Genomic DNA, 22,503 nt, shown 5'->3' with positions numbered 1-22,503 from the left:
GTTTGCATCTTGCATTGAAATAGAAGAAGGGGTAAAATACCATATAGTAAATAGTAAATCGACATAAATGCTTTTAAAGAAAGGGTTGTCCCAATGGCAAACGAATTCCGTGTTTGCGACGATTGTCAGGCTGTTAATTTAAAAACATTAATACCGCGCCTAAAGCAAATTGATCCTGAAGCAAAGATTGAAATAGGGTGTCAATCCTATTGCGGTCCAGGCAGAAAAAAAACTTTTGCCTTTGTAAATAATCGTCCACTTGCAGCATTATCTGAAGAGGAATTAATGGATAAAATAAACAATAAGCTAAAAAAGTGACATCTGTAGTTAATCTAAATGAAGTAAAGATGTTATAATCAACATAGATAGAATGCAGAAAATAGAGGGTGCTTCCATCAAAAGAGTTAACATAAATCGTAAGGAGAAATGGCTTTACGAGATTTGAATTGTTACCTCTTTTTAAAGGAATCACCTCTTTTTATGTGCATTGGTAAGACGCGGCACCTTCATCAGTGTCTGCGATTAGAACGGCATAAGCTATTGGCATAAGCTATTAGAGAGAGAAGGGAAAGAAGATGTCCTATTCAACAGAGATGTTAAAAGAAGAAAAGGTATTTAAAGATCCAGTACATCGTTATATTCATGTTCGGGACCGGGTTATTTGGGATTTGATTGGAACAAAAGAGTTTCAGCGCTTGCGGAGAATCAAACAACTTGGCACTACCTATTTGACATTTCATGGGGCAGAACATAGCAGGTTTAATCATTCTCTTGGTGTATATGAAATTGTCAGGCGAATAATTGATGATGTTTTTAATGGAAGAAAAGAGTGGAACAGTGATCAAAGATTATTATCGTTATGTGCGGCTCTTTTGCATGATTTAGGTCATGGACCTTTTTCCCATTCTTTTGAAAAAGTGTTTGACTTAGACCACGAGCAATTTACACAAGATATTATTCTAGGAGATACGGAAGTAAATCAGATTTTAACAAAAGTCTCTAAGGATTTTCCTAAAAAGGTTGCAGAAATAATCGGAAAAACGTCTAATGAGAAATTGGTAGTAAGCTTAATTTCCAGCCAAATTGATGCGGACCGGATGGATTATTTATTGCGGGATGCTTATTTTACAGGGGTAAGCTATGGGAATTTTGATATGGAGCGAATTCTTCGCGTCATGCGCCCCCGTGAAGATCAGGCAGTCATCAAAAAAAGCGGCATGCATGCGGTGGAAGATTATATTATGAGCAGGTATCAAATGTACTGGCAAGTATATTTCCACCCAGTTACGAGAAGCGCAGAAGTGATTTTGACAAAAATTCTGCATCGTGCCAAGCATCTTCATGAGCAGTTCTATTCCTTTAAGCATCATCCTGCGCATTTCTATTCCCTTTTTAAAGATGAGATGACATTAGAAGACTATTTAAAACTGGATGAGGCTATTATTCTGTATTATTTTCAAATGTGGCAAGAAGAAGATGATGAGATATTAAAAGATCTATGCCGTAGATTTATGAATAGAAATCTCTTTAAATACGTAGAATTTGATCCAGCAAAAGAATATAAGAAGCTGGCTGAATTATCTATTTTATTTCAAAAGGCAGGAATAGATCCAGATTATTATCTAGTGGTAGATTCTTCTTCTGACCTTCCATATGATTTTTACCGCCCTGGAGAGGAAGAGGAACGGCTTCCTATCCATTTGTTAATGAAAAACAATGAAATAAGAGAACTTTCCAGGGAGTCGGAAATTGTAGACAGCATTTCTGGAAAAAGAAGAACAGATCATAAATTGTATTTTCCAAAAGATATCTTAAAAAACGATCAAACAAAAAGTAAAATAAAAAAACAAATTCGCCAATTATTGGATATAAAATAACGGGAAATCTTTCGCACGAGAATGAAATTTCAAAAAGAACAGCTGCTTTTTGAAACGAAGGAGTAGGAGTTGAACCATTTTGTTAAAAGATCATGCGAAAATAATGAAAGCTATTGCTGCTTCTGGTGAAATTATAGGCAGAAAAAAATTACAAAAGATGATATATATTGCAAAAAAACTAGATTTTCCTTTCCATGAAAAATATCAATTCCATTTTTTTGGCCCCTATTCAGAAGAGTTGACACTGAGAGTGGAAGAACTTTGCAATATGGGATTCTTAAATGAAATAAAAGAAAAAAAAGGGGGGTATTTCCAATATCGCTATTCGCTGACAGAAAGCGGAGAAGAATTTTTACAGTTAAATGAAGTGGAGATGCCCCTTTTGCCTACTTGTTTAGTAGATATGAACGAACAAAGCGCAAGGTTTTTAGAACTTGTTTCCACTGTACTCTATTTTGACAATTTAGAGAAAGAGGAAATTAAGGAAAAGGTATTTACCTTAAAAAGCAAACAAAAGTATACGAATGAAGAGATTGAACAAGCTTTTCAATATATTGAAGGCCTTAAGGCAAAATCAACCGTACAATAAGTAAAGAGGCCCCTAGTAATGTCAAGGTCAAGAGCTGATGTTTTGAGGGGTCTTAAGCACGCAATCATCCATATATGCGGTTGCATAAAAAATGCCCATTTGAATTGCATATGCAATTCAAATGGGCATTTTACTAGTCCTTTTTGTTGTCATTTCTACACTTATTGATCGCTTACACGTTTGCCAGCGATACCATAATGGTTTTTGGACATTTCTTCAATAAATACTACCACTTTTTCCTTCGGAGCGCCTGTTGTTTCGGATACTGCATCTGTTACTTTTTCTACAAGATTTCTTTTTTGCTCTTCTGTACGTCCTTCTAACATTTTAACAGTAATATATGGCATATTTTTCCCTCCTAGTGATGTTCGTATGTAGTTTTTCATATTTTCAGAAAAAGTGCAAGTCTCTTCCCCTGATGTTCACCATTTTGTTAAAGGATGAGAAAAAACTTTCATTTTCAGAGTAACTAAAAATTTTCGAAATAAAAAATTAGGCCGAGAATGAAAAAACTATTAGTCAGATAGAAAATTTTCCTTTCCTTTTTATAATCATGTATAATTTTATATTGGAGTAGATAAAAATAGGATGTATTTCTTATAGAAAATAGATATTGATTAAGAGGGGAGATTACCATTTGTTATTTTCACAATCGTGGGCAGATTTGCCATATATTATTATTACCATCATTATAGGTTTTACTCTCCACGAATTTGCACACGCATATGTTGCTTATAAATTTGGAGATCCAACGGCACAAAAACAAGGCAGATTAACATTAAATCCGATAGCGCATCTAGATCCTCTTGGAGCCATTTTTATCATTTTAGTCGGTTTTGGATGGGCTCGGCCAGTTCCTGTAAACCGTTATTACTTTAAACGTCCGAGGCTTGCGGGAGTGCTTGTTTCATTAGCAGGGCCTCTGAGCAATTTGATCTTAGCATTTATTGGTTTTGTTTTGTTTGTTTTATTATATAAAACAGGGATTACAAATGGATTGCCATTCGACTTTTTTCCATTTTTACAAATCTTTATTCAAATGAATTTACTGCTTTTTGCTTTTAACTTAATTCCATTGCCTCCATTAGACGGCTACCGGATTATTGAGGACTTAGTAAGTTCGCGGGTTCGAGCTAAGATGTCTCAATACGAAGTATATGGATCGATTCTATTTATTGTTCTTGTTGTAACTGGGTTATCAAATAGTACGATATTTCCTTATATCCGATTTGTACAAGGTTTCTTTATCAATTTATTTCAATCAATATTGCTTTAAATAAAGGAGAGTTGCATGATGGAAGAAAAAAAGAAAAAAACAATAGGCTTTAATATCATTAAAAATGATCCAACAGATGGACATGGCGGTTTTGGAGTAGGCGCCTTAAGTTTAGAAAATGTTTCCCCTGTTATTATTGATGTAGAGGCTGGAGAAGTGGAAGTGGATGTAGGTGCCATGCATGCTAGAAGCGCTGTGGAAAAAGGCATTAAGTTTCTGAAGGAAAAGGCAGAAGTGCCAAATGGAAAGTTATATTGGCTAGTGTGGGTAACGATAGACAGAAAGCTAGAAGGTCCTTATTATGCAGGTGTAACAGCATGTGAGATGACTGTTGACCGTTCGATTCGCAGAGGATATAAATCTTTGCCAGAGCATGTTAATAAGATGGATAAATCAATGAAACGTCATATAATGGTCGAGCATATGGATGAAAAATCTAAAAAAGTGTTGGCAGAATTTTTAAGAAATCATGATGAAATATTGTGGAATAACTCAACAGAGGAATTAAAAAAAGGCTTATTAGGATAATGCAAAAAAAAACGGAACTTTAATGGTTCCGTTTCAGAGTGTAGACAAAGCTTATTTTACTAATTTTTCAGGCTGATCGAAAACGTTTGTCTTTGGAGGAGCGGAGTTACCCAGGTAGGTAATGAGCATCCGAGCAAGGCGAACAACGAAGAAAGAGAGCGTTTTTATCGACAGCCTCAAACGGAACTTTAATGGTTCCGTTTTTTACTTACCAAGGAAGGATTCGTTTATACCAAGGAGTGTCCTTGTCTGTTTTGCCATTGTGGTGATTGGAGCTTTTATTATTCTCTTTAGGCAAATCTGAACAATAATCGATCGGAACTGTTTCTTTTGTAAAGTACATCAATCGTTTTGTCGGACAGGCAGTTGTTGCAAGTTTTCCGCTTTTGGGATTAATGTAGACGCCTACTGTTCCTTTTGTTGGCGCAAACCCTTTGATTGGCTCATCCTTTAAGCTTTCCTCCATAAATTTAATCCAAACATTTTTTGCATATACTTTATCGGCTGTCAATGTAATTGGTTTCCCTTGATCATAACCAGTCCAAACGGCAGAAACAAGCTGTGGCGTGTATCCAATCATCCAGCTGTCTGTTTCTGTGGACCCAGATTTTCCTCCATAAATTCTTGTAATATCTTTTTTGATTGGACTGCCAGTTACACTTGAATAGCCATTTAGTTTCTCATCAAACATCCCTGTCATTAATTGGTTCATGACGAATGTTAAGTCTTTATCCAATATTCTTTTTGTTGTCTGTTTATGGCTGTAAATAACCTTGCCATTGGCTGTTTCAATTCTTGTGATGTAAACTGGCTTCACTTTTTTTCCGCCATTTGCCAGTATGCTATAGGCATTTGCCATTTCGATCACTTTTACATTAGAGGTTCCTAACGCTAATGATGGAACCTTCTGCAGGGGTGTATCAATGCCAAATCTTTTCCCTGTTTCTACTAACGTATCTTCTCCCAGAAATAAGTGAGTCTTCACTGCATACACATTATCCGATAATGCCAGTGCTTGTGCTAGAGTAATATTCCCTTCTGCATATTTATTGTTAAAGTTATGCGGTGTATAAGGATCGCTTCCATTATCAAATCGAAAGGTTGTCTTTTCGCTGCTCATCATGGTTGTTGGAGTAAAACCGTGCTCTAATGCAGCATAATAAAGAATTGGCTTAATAGTAGAGCCAGGTTGACGCTTGGCTTGTACCGCTCTATTAAACGGACTTTCCTCATAATTCCTCCCACCGACCATCGCTTGTACATATCCATTAGCTGGATTCATGGCAACAAAGCCAATTTGAAGATTGCTTGCAGGATTTATAACGGAATGAATTGTTTGTTCCGCTATTTCCTGTTGTTGTGTATTCAATGTGGTATAAACCCGTAATCCTCCAAGGGCAATGGTTCGATCATCAATATGAAGCTCGTTTTTTAATACATTTTTTACCGCATCTTGAAAATAGGGTGCTATTTTTATACTGGCTATAGGGAACTTTCCTATATACGATAACTGTTCGTTTAAAGCAGATTCCTTTTGGTTTTTTGTGATATATTTGTTTGTTACCAATGAATCAAGAATCACTTTTTGTCTTTGCTTCGCTTTATCTAAAGAAACTAAAGGAGAATAAGAGCTTGGACCTTTGGGAATTCCCGCAAGCATCGTTGCCTCAGCTAATGTAAGCTCGGCAGCACTTTTTCCGAAGTAGTACTGGCTTGCAGCTTCTGATCCATATGCACCGTTTCCGTAATAAATGGTATTAAGATAACCTTCTAATATTTCCTCTTTGCTGTAAAACATTTCAAGTCGAATAGTATAAAATGCCTCGGAGAGTTTTCTTGACCATGTTTTATCATGCTCTAAAAATAGGTTTCTTGCATATTGTTGAGTAATTGTACTGGCGCCTTGCACTTTTGCCATTGCTTTTATATCGGCAAGCAAGGCTCCACCGATTCGTTTAAAGTCAAACCCATAATGTGCAAAGAAATTTTTATCTTCAATAGAGACAGTTGCATCAACGAGAGATGGACTGATATTTTCTATAGAAACCCAATAGCGCTTTTGGCCATTGTTGCTTTCTCCAATGATGCTGCCATCGTCAGAATAATAAATTGTAGATTGGGAAACAGCAAGGGGAGGGGGCCCTAATACTCGTGCATAAATTAAAATCCCTGCTAGAGTGATACTTGCAGCTATAATGAAAAGAAAAGCTATAATAACGAAAAAACGTATATATTTTGAAGAGTTTCTCAGACCATTTTTTGTGATAATCTCCATAAAACTCCATCACCACTTTCAATTGTTATATAAAGTGAAGCTTCCATCAGCAGGGGGAATTTCCAGCTGATCGTTAGTGAAACCACTCGGGCTTTTTTAAGGGCTGATTCTCCATCTAATTTTCTTTTTTCTAATAATCTTGGGATGGTGGTCAAAAGCCTGCTAATTCAAGATAAATGTTTAATGAAGGCTTCCCTCTATCGGTTCATCTTTACAAAAAAGATAATGTTAATCGGTTTGCCCTTTTTCTATTGCCTTTTGTCTTAAACGGTTGATTCAAGAAAGCTTGCAAAAAGATCTTGCATCTGAGCGAGCTCCAATTGCTGTATAAACAAAACTTTATAAAAGCATAAAAAATAAATAGATAGCTACAGTATGGAGTGGAGAGAAAATTTTTAAACATTTTTATTTCCGTTAAATAAATTTTTCTTGCATTTTAAAATAATTACTCTATACTTTTTTTCGTGTTTGTTATTTATTTGTTTGGGAAGTATAAGGATGATGGGTCTTTTGCTAAAGGGTATAAATGTTAAACAGAAGTCACTTTTACTTTTTTTGTTTTCTACAGCCTGATCCATCAGGGGAGTGTCTTCCTTGTTATCTTCTAGCTTGTGTTCATTTTCGGCGGGAAAGCTGAATGTGCTGAAAAAAGGAGTTATATTGCATAGAATTTTTCTGTCTAGTTAATGAGTGAATTATTTTTGCATGGATAGTGGTTTGCAAAAGACAGAAAAATTATTTCACAAAGTTGCACAAGGATAACTGCCCGTAAAAGTCTGATTAGCTCAACTAACAATCATTGGGGGGATAAAGAAGTCTCTACTGATTGAAGGTTCACTTTATAAAAAGGCATGAGTACTTTTGATACTGAATGGAGGACAATAATATGGGTTTATGGTTTACAGAAAAACAAACAGATAATTTCGGCATCACAATGAAAATCAAAAAAACTTTACATACAGAGCAAACAGATTTTCAAAAGCTAGATATGGTAGAGACAGCAGAATGGGGCAATATGCTTCTTCTGGATGATATGGTCATGACCTCTGTCAAAGATGAATTTGTGTATCATGAAATGGTGGCGCATATTCCGCTTTTCACCCATCCTAATCCAAAAGAGGTTTTAGTAGTTGGAGGAGGAGATGGTGGGGTAATACGAGAAATATTAAAGCATCCAAGTGTGGAAAAGGCGACATTGGTAGACATTGATGGCAAGGTAATTGAATACAGCAAAAAGTATCTTCCAGAAATTGCAGGGAAGCTTGAAGATCCCCGCGTAGAAGTTAAAGTGGGCGATGGATTTATGCATATTGCCGAAAGTGATAATCAGTATGATTGTATAATGGTAGATTCTACAGAGCCTGTGGGACCGGCAGTGAATTTATTTACAAAAGGGTTCTATGCAGGCATTGCCAAAGCATTAAAAAAAGATGGCCTATTTGTAGCTCAATCGGATAATCCATGGTTTAAAGGAGATTTAATACAATCTGTTCAAAGGGATGTAAAGGAAATCTTCCCGATTACGAGACTATATACAGCGAATATTCCAACGTATCCAAGCGGAATGTGGGCATTTACTATTGGTTCCAAAAAATATGATCCATTAGAAGTGAAGGAAGATCGGTTTCATCCTATTGAAACAAAATACTATACGAAAGAACTGCATAAAGCGGCTTTTGTCTTGCCGAAATTTGTGCAAGATTTATTATAAGGAAAGTGAGTGTCCTTCTAAGCTAGGAGAAAGGAAGGGGCTTCGCGATAAATGGAGGAATGGAGAAGATTATGAGATTTGATGAAGCATATTCGGGTAATGTATTTATAAAAAGCCATCCAAACTATGAAGAGAGCACAGCTGTTCTTTATGGAATGCCGATGGATTGGACGGTGAGCTACCGCCCTGGATCTAGATTTGGTCCAACAAGAATTCGTGAAGTTTCAATAGGTTTAGAAGAGTATAGTCCATATTTGGATCGTGAATTAGAAGAAGTGAAATACTTTGATGCTGGCGATATCCCATTGCCATTTGGAAATCCGCAAAAAAGCTTAGATATGATTGAAGAGTATGTAGGGAAAGTATTGGCAGATGGAAAATTCCCACTTGGAATGGGTGGAGAACATTTAGTATCATGGGGCGTTTTCCAAGCAATGTATAAAAAATATCCAGATTTAGCAATTATACATATGGATGCACATACAGATTTGCGCGATGATTATGAGGGAGAACCTTTATCCCATTCCACCCCGATAAAAAAAGTCGCAAATTTAATTGGACCGACTAATGTCTATTCATTCGGCATCCGTTCTGGAATGAAAGAAGAATTTCAATGGGCAAAAGAAGTAGGCATGCATATTTCTAAATTTGAAGTTTTGGAGCCGTTAAAAGAAATATTGCCGACACTTGCAGGCAGACCAGTATATGTCACAATTGATATTGATGTGTTAGACCCAGCACATGCCCCAGGAACAGGAACTGTAGATGCAGGTGGAATTACTTCAAAAGAACTATTGGCATCCATTCATGAAATTGCTCGTTCTGAAGTACAGGTTGTGGGAGCTGATTTAGTAGAAGTGGCACCAATCTATGATCCTTCTGAACAAACAGCAAATACAGCAAGCAAATTAATTCGCGAAATGATTCTTGGCTGGGTGAAGTAATAGTGAATGTTTTCTCAAAATTTATTGTTTTTAACACAATAATGGGAGAAACGGATTTCAACAGCCTGAATACACGTAGACTCCATTGAAAATGCGAAAAAGACAAAGACTCTAAAGGAGCTTATGTGACGAGGAAAATCAAAAAGTGTATTCAGGCTGTGTGTTTAAAAGCAACACTCTATCTTCTATACAAACATAGCCTAATAAAAAGAAGATGCAATTCTAAATGGCATCTTCTTTTTTCTTGTTTAGCTTTTGCCATCTTGCGCTTAAACCTTAAAAAATTTATACTTATAAAGTTATACAGTAAAAGAAAAGGATGTGTTGCCGTTGTCAAGCCGATCAGCGGAACAAGTGCCTATAAAGATACGCGTGTCTACTCATATTTATAATGGGAAAGCAAAGGATAGTATTGAGTGGAACGGATTTGGACAATACTTAGAAAAAGATAATGGAAAATATATAAAATATGAAGAAGCGGCAGAAGAAGGCATAATTAAAACGATCATCAAAATTACCGAAAATGAAGGGATTATTCTTCGAAGTGGTGCAGTGAAAATGAGATTATCTTTTATCTTAAACAAAAAAAGAAATGGAAGCTATGAAAGTCCATATGGCACCTTTCTAGTAGAAACAGATACAAAAAGAATGTCACTGGAATTATCTCGAGAATCCTTATCTGCTGGAAATTTTGATTTATTATATGATTTAAAAATGCAAGGAAAGTCTAATGGCACCTATCATATGACAATAGATTTTAAGGAGGAAGCAGAACAAAAATGAATATCGTAGCGCAAATACAAGAAAAGCTTAAACAAGAAATAAAAGATACGGTAATAAAAGCGGGATTAGCTCAAGAGGAGCAGATTCCAGAAGTTATTTTGGAAATTCCAAAAGATAAAAATCATGGGGACTATTCTACCAATATGGCTATGCAATTAGCAAGAGTAGCAAAAAAGGCTCCTCGCATGATTGCAGAAGCAATTATCGAGAACTTTGATGTAAGTAAAGCATCAATTAAAAAGTTGGAAATTGCTGGACCAGGATTCATTAATTTTTATATGGATAACAGTTATTTAACAGCATTAATTCCAACTATTTTGGAAGCAGATGATGCTTATGGAGAAACAAATATAGGAAATAAAGAAAAAGTGCAAGTTGAGTTTGTATCGGCAAATCCAACAGGCGACCTTCATTTAGGCCATGCGCGCGGGGCTGCTGTTGGGGATTCATTAAGCAATATTTTGGCAAAAGCAGGATATGATGTTTCTCGGGAATACTATATAAATGATGCTGGAAACCAGATTAACAACTTAGCTTTATCTGTAGAAGCACGCTATTTCCAAAGTTTAGGGCTAGAGAAGGAAATGCCGCAAGATGGCTATCATGGGGAAGATATCATTGGAATCGGCAAAGCTTTAGCAGAAGAATATGGTGATAAGTATGTGCATGTTTCTGAGCAGGAACGTTTTGATTTCTTCCGTGATTATGGATTGAAATATGAGATGGCGAAACTGAAAAAAGACTTGGAAGATTTCCGCGTTCCTTTTGATGTATGGTATTCTGAAACTTCTTTATACCATAATGGAAAAATTGATGTTGCACTAAATGCTTTAAAAGAAAATGGTTATATTTATGAGGAAGACGGAGCAACATGGCTGCGCTCAACTGATTTTGGCGATGATAAAAACCGTGTTCTAATCAAAAATGACGGCTCTTACACGTATTTAACGCCAGATATAGCTTATCATAAAGATAAGCTAGAGAGAGGGTTTGAAAAGCTTATTAATGTTTGGGGAGCAGATCACCATGGTTACATTCCTCGTATGAAAGCAGCCATTCAAGCATTGGGATATAATAAAGACGCATTAGAAGTAGAAATTATTCAGCTTGTTCATTTATATAAAAATGGCGAAAAAATGAAGATGAGCAAACGTACTGGTAAAGCTGTAACAATGAGAGACTTGGTAGAAGAAGTTGGACTTGATGCTACACGCTACTTCTTTGCAATGAGAAGTGCGGATACACATTTAGATTTTGATTTAGACTTAGCTGTATCTCAATCAAATGAAAACCCGGTTTATTATGCACAATATGCACATGCGCGCATCTGTAGTATCTTGAGACAAGGCAAAGAGCAGGGCATCACATTGTCAGATAGTCTGGATTTAGCACAAATCGAAGCAGAAAAAGAATTTGATTTGCTGAAGAAATTAGGAGAGTTTCCACAAGCTGTTAGTGAAGCTGCGTTAAAAAGAATGCCGCACCGCATTACAAATTATATTTATGATTTGGCATCTACATTTCATAGCTTTTATAATGCAGAAAAAGTGCTGGATGTAGATAATTTAGAAAGAACAAAAGCAAGATTGGCGCTAATTAAGTCTACACAAATTACATTAAGAAATGCTTTGCATTTAATTGGTGTATCTGCACCTGAAAAAATGTAAGAAAAAAGGATTGGCATGCTGCCAGTCCTTTTTTTGTGAGCTGGGATAGTATCATTCTTCTTTTCAAATAATAAAGGAAAGGATGGTGTCTATGAAGTTGATTATATTAGCACTTTGTACAGGTTTTTTAACAGGATTTATTTTTGCTCTATTAAAATTGCCAATACCAGCACCAGGTGCATTGCCTGGAATTGTGGGCATTATTGGTATATATGCAGGGTTCAAAGTGTATGAAAAACTGGCTCCGTGGATTGCAGCGATGTTTAAATAAAAATAATAACAAAAGGACTTACAGTATATAAAAAACTGAAAAGTCCTGTTTTTGCTATTTCCATTCAAGTGAAGCACCACCGATTCTTTTCACTCCGCGAATAGTGCTCAGCTCTTGGACAAGATGTAGACATGCTTGATCTTTTAATTTTGCCTCAATCATAAAATCAATGTCGATTTGCAAGGGCCGAAGCATTTCAAATAATGGCCTAACAAAATGAACGTCCACCATATCAGCATGGGAGCGAAGGGCCTTTTCCGATTTAGGAGAAGATAAATGAATTTTTGGCTTTAAGCCTCGTTCTTTCCATGTATCCATAATGGCTGGAAGCATTTCTTCAAGGGAGTTAGTGCTTAGGTTTGCCATATGATGATGATAGTCAAAAACAAATGGAATATTTTCCTTTTGGCAAACCGCTAGTGTTTCTTCAGCCGTATAAGTTTTATCATCATTCTCTAATGTCATTACCTTTTTTATATGAAGGGGTAATGTATTTAAATTCTGATAAAAACGAATCAATGTTTGTTTTTTATCCCCATAAGCGCCGCCAATATGGATGTTTATTACACTATCTTCAGCAATCCCCATAGCTTCAAGCATTTTATAGTGGAATTCCATATCTATAACAGCATTTTTTGTCACTTCATCTTTTGTTGAAGTGAAAAGTGTAAATTGATTTGGATGAAAGCTCACCCGAAGATGATGCTTTTTGACGAGTTCTCCTATTTCTGAAAATTTTTCCTTGAATGGAGAAATAAAGTCCCACATTACTTCAGGGTGTGTTGCAAGTGGAACAATAGAACTGGACATGCGATAAAGATTTATTTCATGGCCGATATTATAATGAATGGTTCGCAAAGTGTGGTTTAGATTTGTTTCTGTAATGTCACAGAGCTTTTGCAATCTAGCTTCTTTGGTCATTTCTTTATACCTTGAAAAAGTTAAGGTTTTTGCAGGTGAGGCATCCCAAAGATTAGTGGCATGGGATACAAAGCCAAATTGGTATATCATGATATATCCCCTCTAATATTTCTTTATATTATATTCGCTATTAAATCAATTCCCCAAAAACTAGTAAGGCTACTCATTAAAAGAGGAAATATTTGGTGTGCAGATTATTTATAAAAAGGAAGAAAAAACATGGGCGATTTTTTCCTTTAGTAACGTCCAAATAGTCGGTTTTTCTATATCTGCTAGAAGTAATGGATTAGAAACGCTTAAATCATTCTGAATTTGTTTTTTCATCTCTCCAATAAATTTCTTATCATAAACGCTGCAGTTCAGCTCATGATTCAGCAATATGCTTCTTTTATCAAAATTAGAGGAACCGACAAAACATATTTCATCATCAACAATTGTGATTTTACTATGAAAAAAACCGTGAGTGTATTGAAAAACATCGGCATTTTTGACCAGCAGTTTTCTTAAATAAGAGAAGGAAGCTTCTTTGACTAAAATATGATCGGCGTTATTAGGCAATAAAATCATAATCTCAACATTGCGGTCTAAAGCAAAAAGCAATTCCTTCATTATTTGTTTAGTTGGGATAAAATAAGGCGTGCAAATGATAATGGATTTTTTGGCATTCCTTATTAAATGAGAAAGAATCTCTTCTAAATATTTGCCTTTAGATGCAATTAGCTGATGCCTGGAAGCTCCTTTTGGCTGCGATGGAAAATATATTTGATTTTGCAGCAAATTAATTTTAGAAGCACCTAGCCAATCTTTTAGAAATTCTCTTTGTAAATCGTCTAAACCTTCTCCAGTCATTTTTATATGACAATCTCTCCAAGGACTTAACTTAAGATTGGCATTAATATAGTCTTTCCCTATATTGAATCCACCCATAAACCCAATTTTTCCATCCACAATGGCAATTTTGCGATGATTTCTCACTTGAAGAGAATAGAAGAAAAAAGGGAGCTTGGGAATATGGCAAAAATAGAACTCTATTCCTGCCCCTTTTAGTTCATTAATGATTTTTTTTCGTATCTTTAGGCTTCCTAGCCAATCGAGAACAAGGCGAACTTCTACCCCTTCTTTTGCTTTTTCCCTTAACAAGGCAAAAAATTCATTGCTGATGCTGTCTGTTTTTACTGTATAAAATAAAATATGAATATGGTGTTTTGCATGTTTTAAAGTTGAAAATAGTTCAGGAAATAAATCGTTCCCGTTACAATAAATAGTGAAATCTGTATATCGAAATGGGTGGTTGTGTCGATTAATCTTTTTCAGCTGATGTTTTCTTCCAAAATAAAAATCGATGTAGAGGAAAAAAAATAAAACAATTAAAGCAATTATAATAAGAAGTGATATTTTCAAATTATCGTTCCTCCTTTAAGATGATATTATTTCCGAAAATTATTGTTTCTATCATAAAGGGAGAGAGGGGTGAATCCAATTATTTAAAGAAAAGTCCAATGAATGCCAAAACTACTAGCATATTCATCTAGATTTTGTTTATAATGGAGAATATGTATTTTTGCTCTTTACTGTAAAAAATACTTGTAAAAATGGTATATTTACATCGAGGTTAGAGTGGTTTTGAACTTATTTCTTTATAATTGGCTTGATTTTTTAGATAATTGGTTAGAAACGTAGGGATAAACTGCTGCTTATCATGACGAGATAAAGAGTCTAGATTAGAAGGGAAGTGCAAGAAATGAGTGTAGAAAAATACACAATTGAAGAATTAAAAGAAATGTCCTTAATAGAAGTTGCATATGAATTATTAAACGGTGCTAAAACTCCATATTCCTTTCATGAAATTGTGAGAGAAATAACAAAACTATTAAATTTAACAGATGCTGAAGTTAATAACAAAATTGCACAATTTTATACAGATATAAATATTGATGGCCGTTTTCTATCATTAGGAGATAATCGTTGGGGATTACGTACATGGTACCCTGTAGATAAATCTGAAGAAGATGTGGTAACCGTTACAAAACCGAAAAAGAAAAAATCGAAAAAAGCTTCTGATGACGATTTTGATGATTTTGATCTTATCGATGAAGAAGACGAATATGATGATTTCGATGAAGAGTTGGAAGATGACGACGATTTATTAGAAGATGACGACGAAGAGGAAGAAGATGGCGATGACGATCTGCTGGATGATGATCTAGTTGATGAGGATGAAGAGGAAGATTTAGAGTTAGATGAAGAGTATGGCTTGGACGAAGAAGAAGAAGAAGAAGATGATGAATTTGAAGATGAGGATGACGATAAATAGTTCCTTGACTTTTATAGTTGTTACTTGTAAAATCATTTTTGGGCTCCTTAAAAAAGGAACGATCTTAAATTCGCTAAATAGCGCTCCCTTACTTTTTTGAAGTAAGTGGAGCTTTTTTGTTTTTTATAAAATTATTAAGCTTTTTATAAATACATTCTCTAGCAATCGTTTCACTCCCTGTCTAAAATGAAGGCTTTGTTAAAGAACTATGTCGGCTTTTTGCTCACGTCTTCTAGCAATTGCGAGAAGGCGCAAAAAACATTTGCTTTCACAAAAAGCAAAAAATGATTTTAGCAAAAAACTCCATTAGCATAGCCGAAAATAAAGATAAATTCTTCTTTAAATAAAGGGGAATTTGCACAAACTGATAAACAAGGGGGATTTTATAATGACAAAATATATTTTTGTAACAGGTGGCGTAGTTTCATCACTTGGCAAAGGGATTACTGCTGCATCTTTAGGAAGACTATTAAAAAATCGTGGAGTGAGTGTAACTATTCAAAAGTTTGATCCATATATCAACGTGGATCCAGGTACAATGAGTCCATATCAGCATGGAGAGGTTTTTGTAACAGATGATGGCGCGGAAACAGATTTGGATTTAGGGCATTATGAGCGTTTTATTGATATAAATTTAACAAAATACAATAATGTGACAACAGGAAAAATTTATTCAACGGTTTTAAGAAAAGAGCGTCGCGGTGACTATCTTGGCGGAACAGTTCAAGTTATTCCACACATCACAAATGAGATTAAAGAAAGAGTATATCGTGCAGGCAGAGAAACGAATGCAGATGTTGTAATTACAGAAATTGGCGGAACGGTTGGAGACATTGAATCACTTCCATTCTTAGAGGCAATACGCCAAATCAAAAATGATATTGGCAGAGAAAATGTCATGTATATCCACTGTACTTTAGTACCTTATATTAAAGCTGCAGGAGAAATGAAAACAAAACCAACTCAACATAGTGTTAAAGAACTTCGCAGTTTAGGTATACAGCCAAATGTCATCGTTGTTAGAACAGAAAAGCCAATTTCACAAGATATGAAAGATAAAATTGCTTTATTCTGTGACATTGATACAAAAGCTGTAATTGAATGCCAAGATGCAGATACGCTATATACGATTCCATTAGCATTACAAGAACAAAAGTTAGATCAAATTGTTTGTGAGCATCTAAAGCTAAATTGTCAGGAAGCAGATATGACAGAGTGGATTCAGCTTGTTGATGTAGTGCGCAATTTATCTAAGACAGTAAAAATTGCACTTGTAGGGAAATATGTGGAGCTTCAAGATGCTTATATTTCTGTTGTAGAGGCATTAAAACACGCTGGGTATGCATTTGATGCGGATATTGAAATTGATTGGGTTAATGCAGAAAATGTAACGTCAGAAAATGTAAAAGAATTATTAGAATCAGCAGATGGAATTCTTGTTCCTGGTGGTTTCGGAGATCGTGGCATCGAAGGAAAGATTTTGGCTGTACAATATGCTCGTGAACAAAAAGTTCCTTTCTTCGGTATTTGTTTAGGAATGCAAGTTGCTTCTATTGAATTTGCTCGTAATGCATTAGGATTTGATGGAGCACATTCCTCTGAAATCAAAGAAGATACACCATATCCAATTATTGATTTGCTTCCAGAGCAAAAAGATGTGGAAGATTTAGGCGGAACACTGCGATTAGGATTATATCCTTGTAAGTTAAAGGAAAATACAAAAGCATATGAAGCATACCAAGATGAAGTGATTTATGAAAGACATCGTCATCGTTATGAATTCAACAATCAATACCGTCAAGACATGGAGAAAGCTGGATTTGTATTCTCTGGTACAAGCCCAGATGGCCGTTTAGTAGAAATAGTAGAGTTAACAGATCACCCTTGGTTTGTTGCATCTCAGTTCCATCCAGAATTTATTTCTAGACCAACTAGACCACAGCCGCTATTCCGTGAATTTGTTCATGCAAGCATCAAAATGGCAGAGAAATAAGTATAGACGAAAGCGGCTGGGACATAAGTATTCCAGTTGGAAATAAAAACGAACAATTATACGGAAAATACGTATAATTGTTCGTTTTTTGACTTTTAAAAGAGCGATTTCAGTAAAGTTTGTTGTTATTACCCGCAGCCTGAATACCTTCGCTTTCCGTGGGGCTCGCGCTGAGCCCACAGGAGCCTACGTGTATTCAGGCTGCTCAGTTTTTCCGACTAATTAATTTTTTCTGTTTTTTTAGATAACAACCTTTAAAAACGAATTGGAATGGAGCGGAGGACACTCAACTCCTGCGGGAAGTAGAGGAAAGGCTTCCTTCCCGCGGAAAGGGAGTGTCTGTAGCGCAATGGAACGAATTAGTTTTTACACTTGACTATATGTAAAAACACAAGTAACCAAGATTGCGAAACTAGCCTTTATTTTAAGGCTAAAGGTAGAGATTATTCGTCTTTACAGATTATCTAATTAGTTGTGTCCCAACCTTTTTGCATCAAAAAAGAGAAGGAGTGCGATTAGAGATCAAGCTCTGATATAATTTCATTTAATGTAAACTTAATTCCATGGTAAGCAAAAAGTGCGCCTATTAAAGAGGGGTTTCCAAAACGATTACCGTTTTCATCTGGAAGCAGTCCCTTTTTTAGGGCAAGATCTATATGAATATCAGCAAATTCATGAATGCCCTTTTCGTTAGACATAATAGTTGAAATGGCGGCAAAAGGAATATGTTGTTCATAAAGTTTTTTGGCAAATTCTAAAAGGCCATAATCTTGGGAAGTTCTAGAAATTAATAAAAACCGATCATTTGGAGCGATATTAAGAAAGTTGTCTTTTTTGTTCCAGCGAGCAGCTTGGAATAAAGGCTCTGGTCCTTCTATTGCCTCATAAATAACTCCTTCCATTTCATTTGTTGCCATTAAATATATCTTTCCTTTTCCTACTATTGCTTGTGCCAGCAAACGAGCGGTGTCTTCCATTTCTTCCTCTTTATCCTGAATTCTTTTAAATAACCCGCTTAACTGGGTTGAAAACATTTTAAGCAAGGTAAATCCCTCCACTATTTTTTCTTGTTGTACTGTCTCTATATTTGGCTGATTCCTATTATGTATTATAAGGAAGTGTGCAGCAAAGGTAAAATTTATAGGAAATAGCAGGAAAACCGGATTGAGAAGTAGAAAGATAGTAAAGATATAAACATGTGTATCGTTTAAGATAAGGAAGGGTAGGTTTAAATATGAAAGGGAAAGTATTAATAGTAGATGATCAGTTTGGCATTAGAATTCTTTTAAATGAAGTATTTCAAAAAGAAGGTTATCAAACATTTCAAGCTGCAAATGGTGTTCAAGCATTAGAGATTTTAACAAAAAATGAACCGGATATCGTTTTATTAGATATGAAAATTCCTGGGATGGATGGAATTGAAATTTTAAAGAGAATGAGAAAACTTAATCCGGATATTCGTGTTATCATCATGACTGCCTATGGAGAGCTGGATATGATACAAGAAGCAAAAGATTTAGGAGCACTAACGCATTTTGCAAAACCATTTGATATAGATGATTTAAGAGATGCCGTAAAAAAATATATTGCAGAGTAAATGAGATGGCTGTAGAAATATCGCTTACACACTTTTTTTAATGGCAAATAATACATAACTAATTATGACAATTTAGAAAAAGTGAACGGAATCATAGCATTTCTTCACTTATTTTGGTATGATTACAATGAATTTAAAAGGAAATGATTCGTTTTGTTTTACTTAGGGTAATATATACATATTCTACTTCTCTTTGGGAAATTTAATAAAGCTTACCTTGTAAAAAGGACGAACATGATTAAGGAGGAAGAAAAATGCCTTTAGTTTCAATGACAGAAATGTTAAACAAAGCAAAAGCAGAAGGATACGCAGTTGGACAATTTAACTTAAATAACCTTGAGTTTACTCAAGCTATTCTTCAAGCTGCAGAAGAAGAAAAATCTCCAGTAATTTTAGGAGTTTCTGAAGGTGCAGGACGTTATATGGGTGGATTTAAAACAGTAGTAAAAATGGTAGAAGGATTACTTGAAGATTACAAAATCACTGTACCAGTTGCTATTCATTTAGACCACGGTTCAAGCTTTGAAAAATGTAAAGAAGCTATTGATGCAGGATTCACTTCTGTAATGATCGATGCTTCACATCATCCATTCGAAGAAAATGTAGAAACTACTGCAAAAGTGGTAGATTACGCTCATTCAAAAGGTGTTTCAGTTGAAGCTGAACTAGGAACTGTTGGTGGACAAGAAGATGATGTTGTTGCTGAAGGCGTTATTTACGCAGATGCAAAAGAGTGTGAAGAATTAGTGAAACGCACTGGCATCGATTGCCTAGCTCCTGCTTTAGGTTCAGTTCATGGCCCTTACAAAGGAGAGCCAAACTTAGGATTTAAAGAAATGGAAGAAATCGGGAATTTAACTGGTATGCCATTAGTATTACATGGTGGAACTGGAATTCCTACAAAAGATATTACAAAGTCTATTTCTTTAGGAACTGCAAAAATTAATGTAAATACAGAAAACCAAATTGCTTCTGCTAAAGCAGTACGCGAAACTTTAGCTGCATTGCCTGAAGAGTACGATCCACGTAAATACCTAGGACCTGCTCGTGAAGCTATTAAAGCTACTGTAATTGGCAAAATTAAAGAGTTTGGTTCTTCAAACAAAGCTTAATTTTTAGCCTAAATAGATTTACTATGAGAAACCGCCTTTTTGGGCGGTTTCCGTATATCATAATATATATAAATAAAGTTTATCCCTATCTAATGGGCAATAAGGCCTCACTGGTTAAATTTGAAAAAACACTGGGTTAATGAACTTATTTCTAGATCATGCTATTGGAAAAGAAACTAAATCTCGAAAAGGAAGTATCTCTCCATAAAGGAAAGGAAATAATATAATTATATATATAACTAACCTAGGAAAATTGACTATCTCTTCTTTCCATTTTGTTATGTATAATGTAAAAAGACAGTGAATTTTATTTTACTTTCTTTATTACATTTCCTCGAAGATGGGAAAACCCATACACTTGCATTACTTATCTTCAATATTTATCATGAAATATATTCTTTTATGCTTTTTCAAAGATTAGAAAAGTAAACCTTTATCATGTTAGGCAATAATCAGCGGGATTGTTTTAGATCTAGTCATTCTGTTAAAGGTGAAAGAATCCCTCTTTAACGTTTGTCGCCAATTAAGTTACTATTTGCCCTTTTCCTATCAAGATTACTTTTTGGTATAATAATTGAATTAGTATAAAACAAAGATTTTACGTCCAAGCCTTGATTCAATTCTTATCTAATATGTATTTTTTCTGGAATGCTTTTTTTAATCTTCTTCTAATTATCATGATTATAAAGGAAGATTTAAAGTACTGACAGTCCAAAATACAAAATTGTACTTTTTGCATGGCTTAGAAGGGAGTTAGAAATGGAAAAACTTATGATTGCAGGTGGATCTCCATTAAAAGGTACTGTACGAATAAGCGGAGCAAAAAACAGTGCTGTTGCTCTTATTCCAGCAACTATTTTAGCGGATTCTCCAGTTACTATTGAGGGACTGCCTGACATTTCTGATGTACAGATTTTAAAGGAAATTTTAGAAGAAATAGGCGGTAGTGTGTCTTTTTCCGAATCCGATATGACCGTCGATCCTTCTTCCATGATTTCTATGCCTATGCCGAATGGAAAGGTAAAAAAATTGCGGGCTTCTTATTATTTAATGGGGGCAATGTTAGGTCGTTTTAAGAAAGCAGTTATAGGGTTGCCTGGCGGATGTCATCTTGGACCGCGGCCAATAGATCAGCATATCAAAGGATTTGAAGCGCTTGGTGCGCAGGTGACAAATGAGCAAGGCGCTATCTATCTTCGTGCAGATGAGCTTAGAGGCGCTCAGATTTATTTAGATGTTGTGAGTGTAGGAGCAACTATAAATATAATGCTTGCAGCAGTAAGAGCAAAAGGAAAAACAATTATTGAAAATGCTGCAAAAGAGCCTGAAATTATTGATGTTGCTACATTATTAAACAATATGGGCGCAAAAATCAAAGGTGCCGGCACAGATATTATACGCATAGAAGGGGTAGATAAACTGCATGGCTGCCGTCATACGATTATCCCTGATCGAATTGAAGCTGGTACATATATTATAATTGGTGCAGCAGTGGGAGAAGGTATCTTAATAGATAATGTCATTCCTCAACATTTGGAATCGCTTATTGCAAAATTGAGAGAAATGAATGTTCATATTGAGTCAAGTGATGATCAAATATTTGTAAGTTCGAATTCAGATTTAAAGGCTGTAGATATAAAAACATTAGTTTATCCAGGATTTCCAACAGACTTGCAGCAACCGTTCACTTCTCTTTTGACAAAAACAACAGGTACAAGCATGGTTACAGATACGATTTATGGAGCCCGCTTTAAACATATTGATGAGTTGCGGAGGATGAATGCAACAATTAAAGTGGAGGGGCGTTCTGCCATCATAAATGGACCAGTGCATTTGCAAGGAGCAAAAGTTAAGGCAAGCGATTTACGTGCAGGGGCGGCTTTGGTAATTGCTGGACTTATGGCAGATGGAGTTACGGAAGTTACTGGACTGGAGCATATAGACAGGGGCTACAGTTCTTTAGTAGAAAAGCTTAATGGATTAGGAGCAACTATTTGGAGAGAGAATATGTCTCAGGAAGAGCAGGAGCAATTAAAAAACGTATAAAAATTCATTTAGGGGAATCTGAATAGCTGTCTGAATTAAGATTTAGCGAGTATGCATAATGCATCAACAAGTTATATTGTCTAAATTCTATCAGTAAAATGGACAAGTTCTCTATTGTTTTGCTTATAATAAAGCGTTTTTTATTATGTTTTATTTAACTTTTGTTTAAAAATCGGCTTTGTGGATAAACTGGTTTTTGATTGAATCATGTAGAGTATAGATAACAATGGCCTAGTAATAAAAAGACAAATAAATCATCGAAAAAATAGGGGGCGAATTATTGTAATGCGTCTCCTATCCTTCCTTCATTAATGCTTCCTTAATATATAATCATAAAATTCTTGAAACAGGTTATTATTTCATAGAAGGAAACTAAGACATAAAAAAATCTTGTTGCACTTTTTTTACAGATAGATGTAAAATAGAGATTGCTTTGGATAGTTTTCTATTGTTAATAATTTTTGTGATATGGGAATGTCTTATATGTATGATACTTTCCATGAAAAAGTTAGAAAACTACCATTAAAAAGTAAGCGGATTTATGACGGTTTTTTATGTAAATAACTACTTCAATCTATTTATTCTCGCATCAGTACGTT

The 22,503-nt window shown here is 35.2% G+C and carries 20 protein-coding genes; 15 read left to right on the top strand and 5 right to left on the bottom strand.

From position 1 onward, the window contains the following. The first annotated feature begins 93 nt into the window (after positions 1-93). From NCCP28_RS15375 to NCCP28_RS15365, 3 genes are all read left to right on the top strand, one after another. Positions 94-318: a YuzB family protein gene (locus NCCP28_RS15375; RefSeq protein ID WP_248562309.1), complete on the top strand. Its 225-nt coding sequence runs from the start codon at positions 94-96 to the stop codon at positions 316-318. A gap of 257 nt (positions 319-575) precedes the next feature. Further along, positions 576-1,877 (top strand): HD domain-containing protein, encoded by a 1,302-nt coding sequence (locus NCCP28_RS15370; protein ID WP_248562308.1) that lies wholly within the window; start codon positions 576-578, stop codon positions 1,875-1,877. 79 nt (positions 1,878-1,956) lie between these two features. Next, complete coding sequence (locus tag NCCP28_RS15365; protein ID WP_248562307.1) at positions 1,957-2,466, top strand: YwgA family protein; 510 nt, start codon at positions 1,957-1,959, stop codon at positions 2,464-2,466. Between the two features lie 161 nt (positions 2,467-2,627). On the opposite strand, the gene NCCP28_RS15360 is transcribed toward NCCP28_RS15365, so the two are convergent. Next, positions 2,628-2,813: a 2-hydroxymuconate tautomerase gene (locus tag NCCP28_RS15360; RefSeq protein WP_101178332.1), complete on the bottom strand. Its 186-nt coding sequence runs from the start codon at positions 2,811-2,813 to the stop codon at positions 2,628-2,630. Positions 2,814-3,103: 290 nt separating this feature from the next. On the opposite strand from NCCP28_RS15360, the gene NCCP28_RS15355 reads away from it, so the two are divergent. Together NCCP28_RS15355 and NCCP28_RS15350 are read left to right on the top strand one after the other, a co-directional pair. Further along, on the top strand, positions 3,104-3,742 hold the full coding sequence (locus tag NCCP28_RS15355) for a site-2 protease family protein (RefSeq protein ID WP_248562306.1): 639 nt from the start codon (positions 3,104-3,106) through the stop codon (positions 3,740-3,742). A gap of 18 nt (positions 3,743-3,760) precedes the next feature. Continuing rightward, on the top strand, positions 3,761-4,270 hold the full coding sequence (locus tag NCCP28_RS15350; protein ID WP_248562480.1) for a YwhD family protein: 510 nt from the start codon (positions 3,761-3,763) through the stop codon (positions 4,268-4,270). Between the two features lie 208 nt (positions 4,271-4,478). Here NCCP28_RS15350 and NCCP28_RS15345 read toward each other — a convergent pair whose 3' ends face one another. After that, on the bottom strand, positions 4,479-6,545 hold the full coding sequence (locus NCCP28_RS15345; RefSeq protein ID WP_248562305.1) for a transglycosylase domain-containing protein: 2,067 nt from the start codon (positions 6,543-6,545) through the stop codon (positions 4,479-4,481). Positions 6,546-7,431: 886 nt separating this feature from the next. On the opposite strand from NCCP28_RS15345, the gene speE reads away from it, so the two are divergent. From speE to NCCP28_RS15320, 5 genes are all read left to right on the top strand, one after another. Then, the gene (speE, locus tag NCCP28_RS15340; protein ID WP_248562304.1) at positions 7,432-8,256 is read left to right on the top strand and encodes a spermidine synthase; all 825 of its coding nucleotides are present in this window, start codon (positions 7,432-7,434) and stop codon (positions 8,254-8,256) included. A gap of 71 nt (positions 8,257-8,327) precedes the next feature. After that, positions 8,328-9,200: an agmatinase gene (gene speB / locus NCCP28_RS15335; protein ID WP_248562479.1), complete on the top strand. Its 873-nt coding sequence runs from the start codon at positions 8,328-8,330 to the stop codon at positions 9,198-9,200. Between the two features lie 330 nt (positions 9,201-9,530). Next, positions 9,531-9,983: a YwiB family protein gene (locus NCCP28_RS15330; RefSeq protein WP_248562303.1), complete on the top strand. Its 453-nt coding sequence runs from the start codon at positions 9,531-9,533 to the stop codon at positions 9,981-9,983. Then, the gene (gene argS, locus NCCP28_RS15325) at positions 9,980-11,650 is read left to right on the top strand and encodes an arginine--tRNA ligase (protein ID WP_248562302.1); all 1,671 of its coding nucleotides are present in this window, start codon (positions 9,980-9,982) and stop codon (positions 11,648-11,650) included. Before NCCP28_RS15330 ends, argS begins: the two co-directional genes overlap by 4 nt. A gap of 91 nt (positions 11,651-11,741) precedes the next feature. Further along, positions 11,742-11,921 carry a XapX domain-containing protein gene (locus NCCP28_RS15320; protein WP_248562301.1) on the top strand — a complete coding sequence of 60 codons (180 nt, stop codon included), beginning with the start codon at positions 11,742-11,744 and terminating at the stop codon, positions 11,919-11,921. A gap of 54 nt (positions 11,922-11,975) precedes the next feature. Here NCCP28_RS15320 and uvsE read toward each other — a convergent pair whose 3' ends face one another. Both uvsE and cls read right to left on the bottom strand, forming a co-directional pair. Next, positions 11,976-12,932, bottom strand: a complete 957-nt coding sequence (uvsE, locus tag NCCP28_RS15315) for a UV DNA damage repair endonuclease UvsE (RefSeq protein ID WP_248562300.1) — start codon at positions 12,930-12,932, stop codon at positions 11,976-11,978. Positions 12,933-13,040: 108 nt separating this feature from the next. After that, positions 13,041-14,243 carry a cardiolipin synthase gene (gene cls / locus NCCP28_RS15310; protein ID WP_248562299.1) on the bottom strand — a complete coding sequence of 401 codons (1,203 nt, stop codon included), beginning with the start codon at positions 14,241-14,243 and terminating at the stop codon, positions 13,041-13,043. A gap of 340 nt (positions 14,244-14,583) precedes the next feature. Here cls and rpoE point away from each other — a divergent pair, with 340 nt between their 5' ends. Both rpoE and NCCP28_RS15300 read left to right on the top strand, forming a co-directional pair. Continuing rightward, positions 14,584-15,156, top strand: a complete 573-nt coding sequence (rpoE, locus tag NCCP28_RS15305; RefSeq protein ID WP_248562298.1) for a DNA-directed RNA polymerase subunit delta — start codon at positions 14,584-14,586, stop codon at positions 15,154-15,156. Between the two features lie 388 nt (positions 15,157-15,544). Further along, entirely contained in the window at positions 15,545-17,149 is a 1,605-nt protein-coding gene (locus tag NCCP28_RS15300; RefSeq protein ID WP_248562297.1) for a CTP synthase, read from the top strand. 515 nt (positions 17,150-17,664) lie between these two features. Here NCCP28_RS15300 and NCCP28_RS15295 read toward each other — a convergent pair. Further along, positions 17,665-18,192 (bottom strand): DUF2529 domain-containing protein, encoded by a 528-nt coding sequence (locus tag NCCP28_RS15295; RefSeq protein WP_248562296.1) that lies wholly within the window; start codon positions 18,190-18,192, stop codon positions 17,665-17,667. 191 nt (positions 18,193-18,383) lie between these two features. Here NCCP28_RS15295 and NCCP28_RS15290 point away from each other — a divergent pair, with 191 nt between their 5' ends. The 3 genes from NCCP28_RS15290 to NCCP28_RS15280 all read left to right on the top strand — a co-directional run bounded on the left by NCCP28_RS15290 (position 18,384) and on the right by NCCP28_RS15280 (position 21,904). Then, positions 18,384-18,746, top strand: a complete 363-nt coding sequence (locus tag NCCP28_RS15290) for a response regulator (RefSeq protein WP_248562295.1) — start codon at positions 18,384-18,386, stop codon at positions 18,744-18,746. A gap of 254 nt (positions 18,747-19,000) precedes the next feature. Then, positions 19,001-19,858, top strand: a complete 858-nt coding sequence (locus NCCP28_RS15285) for a class II fructose-bisphosphate aldolase (protein ID WP_248562294.1) — start codon at positions 19,001-19,003, stop codon at positions 19,856-19,858. A gap of 759 nt (positions 19,859-20,617) precedes the next feature. Beyond that, positions 20,618-21,904 carry a UDP-N-acetylglucosamine 1-carboxyvinyltransferase gene (locus tag NCCP28_RS15280; protein ID WP_248562293.1) on the top strand — a complete coding sequence of 429 codons (1,287 nt, stop codon included), beginning with the start codon at positions 20,618-20,620 and terminating at the stop codon, positions 21,902-21,904. Positions 21,905-22,503 lie beyond the last annotated feature (599 nt).

Source organism: Niallia sp. NCCP-28, from assembly GCF_023168165.1.
Taxonomy (GTDB): Bacteria; Bacillota; Bacilli; order Bacillales; family Cytobacillaceae; genus Niallia.
The sequence above is the reverse complement of the archived record's forward strand: the minus strand, read 5'-3'. Positions and strand labels throughout refer to the sequence as shown.

What these genes read in the sequence shown, in the direction of transcription:
- NCCP28_RS15285 (WP_248562294.1), top strand. Translation starts at nt 19,001, where the DNA reads ATGCCTTTAGTTTCAATGACAGAAATGTTAAACAAAGCAAAAGCAGAA.
- NCCP28_RS15345 (WP_248562305.1), bottom strand. Translation starts at nt 6,545, where the DNA reads ATGGAGATTATCACAAAAAATGGTCTGAGAAACTCTTCAAAATATATA.
- NCCP28_RS15290 (WP_248562295.1), top strand. Translation starts at nt 18,384, where the DNA reads ATGAAAGGGAAAGTATTAATAGTAGATGATCAGTTTGGCATTAGAATT.
- NCCP28_RS15375 (WP_248562309.1), top strand. Translation starts at nt 94, where the DNA reads ATGGCAAACGAATTCCGTGTTTGCGACGATTGTCAGGCTGTTAATTTA.
- uvsE (WP_248562300.1), bottom strand. Translation starts at nt 12,932, where the DNA reads ATGATATACCAATTTGGCTTTGTATCCCATGCCACTAATCTTTGGGAT.
- argS (WP_248562302.1), top strand. Translation starts at nt 9,980, where the DNA reads ATGAATATCGTAGCGCAAATACAAGAAAAGCTTAAACAAGAAATAAAA.
- NCCP28_RS15280 (WP_248562293.1), top strand. Translation starts at nt 20,618, where the DNA reads ATGGAAAAACTTATGATTGCAGGTGGATCTCCATTAAAAGGTACTGTA.
- rpoE (WP_248562298.1), top strand. Translation starts at nt 14,584, where the DNA reads ATGAGTGTAGAAAAATACACAATTGAAGAATTAAAAGAAATGTCCTTA.
- NCCP28_RS15350 (WP_248562480.1), top strand. Translation starts at nt 3,761, where the DNA reads ATGGAAGAAAAAAAGAAAAAAACAATAGGCTTTAATATCATTAAAAAT.
- NCCP28_RS15320 (WP_248562301.1), top strand. Translation starts at nt 11,742, where the DNA reads ATGAAGTTGATTATATTAGCACTTTGTACAGGTTTTTTAACAGGATTT.
- NCCP28_RS15300 (WP_248562297.1), top strand. Translation starts at nt 15,545, where the DNA reads ATGACAAAATATATTTTTGTAACAGGTGGCGTAGTTTCATCACTTGGC.
- NCCP28_RS15360 (WP_101178332.1), bottom strand. Translation starts at nt 2,813, where the DNA reads ATGCCATATATTACTGTTAAAATGTTAGAAGGACGTACAGAAGAGCAA.
- NCCP28_RS15370 (WP_248562308.1), top strand. Translation starts at nt 576, where the DNA reads ATGTCCTATTCAACAGAGATGTTAAAAGAAGAAAAGGTATTTAAAGAT.
- speE (WP_248562304.1), top strand. Translation starts at nt 7,432, where the DNA reads ATGGGTTTATGGTTTACAGAAAAACAAACAGATAATTTCGGCATCACA.
- speB (WP_248562479.1), top strand. Translation starts at nt 8,328, where the DNA reads ATGAGATTTGATGAAGCATATTCGGGTAATGTATTTATAAAAAGCCAT.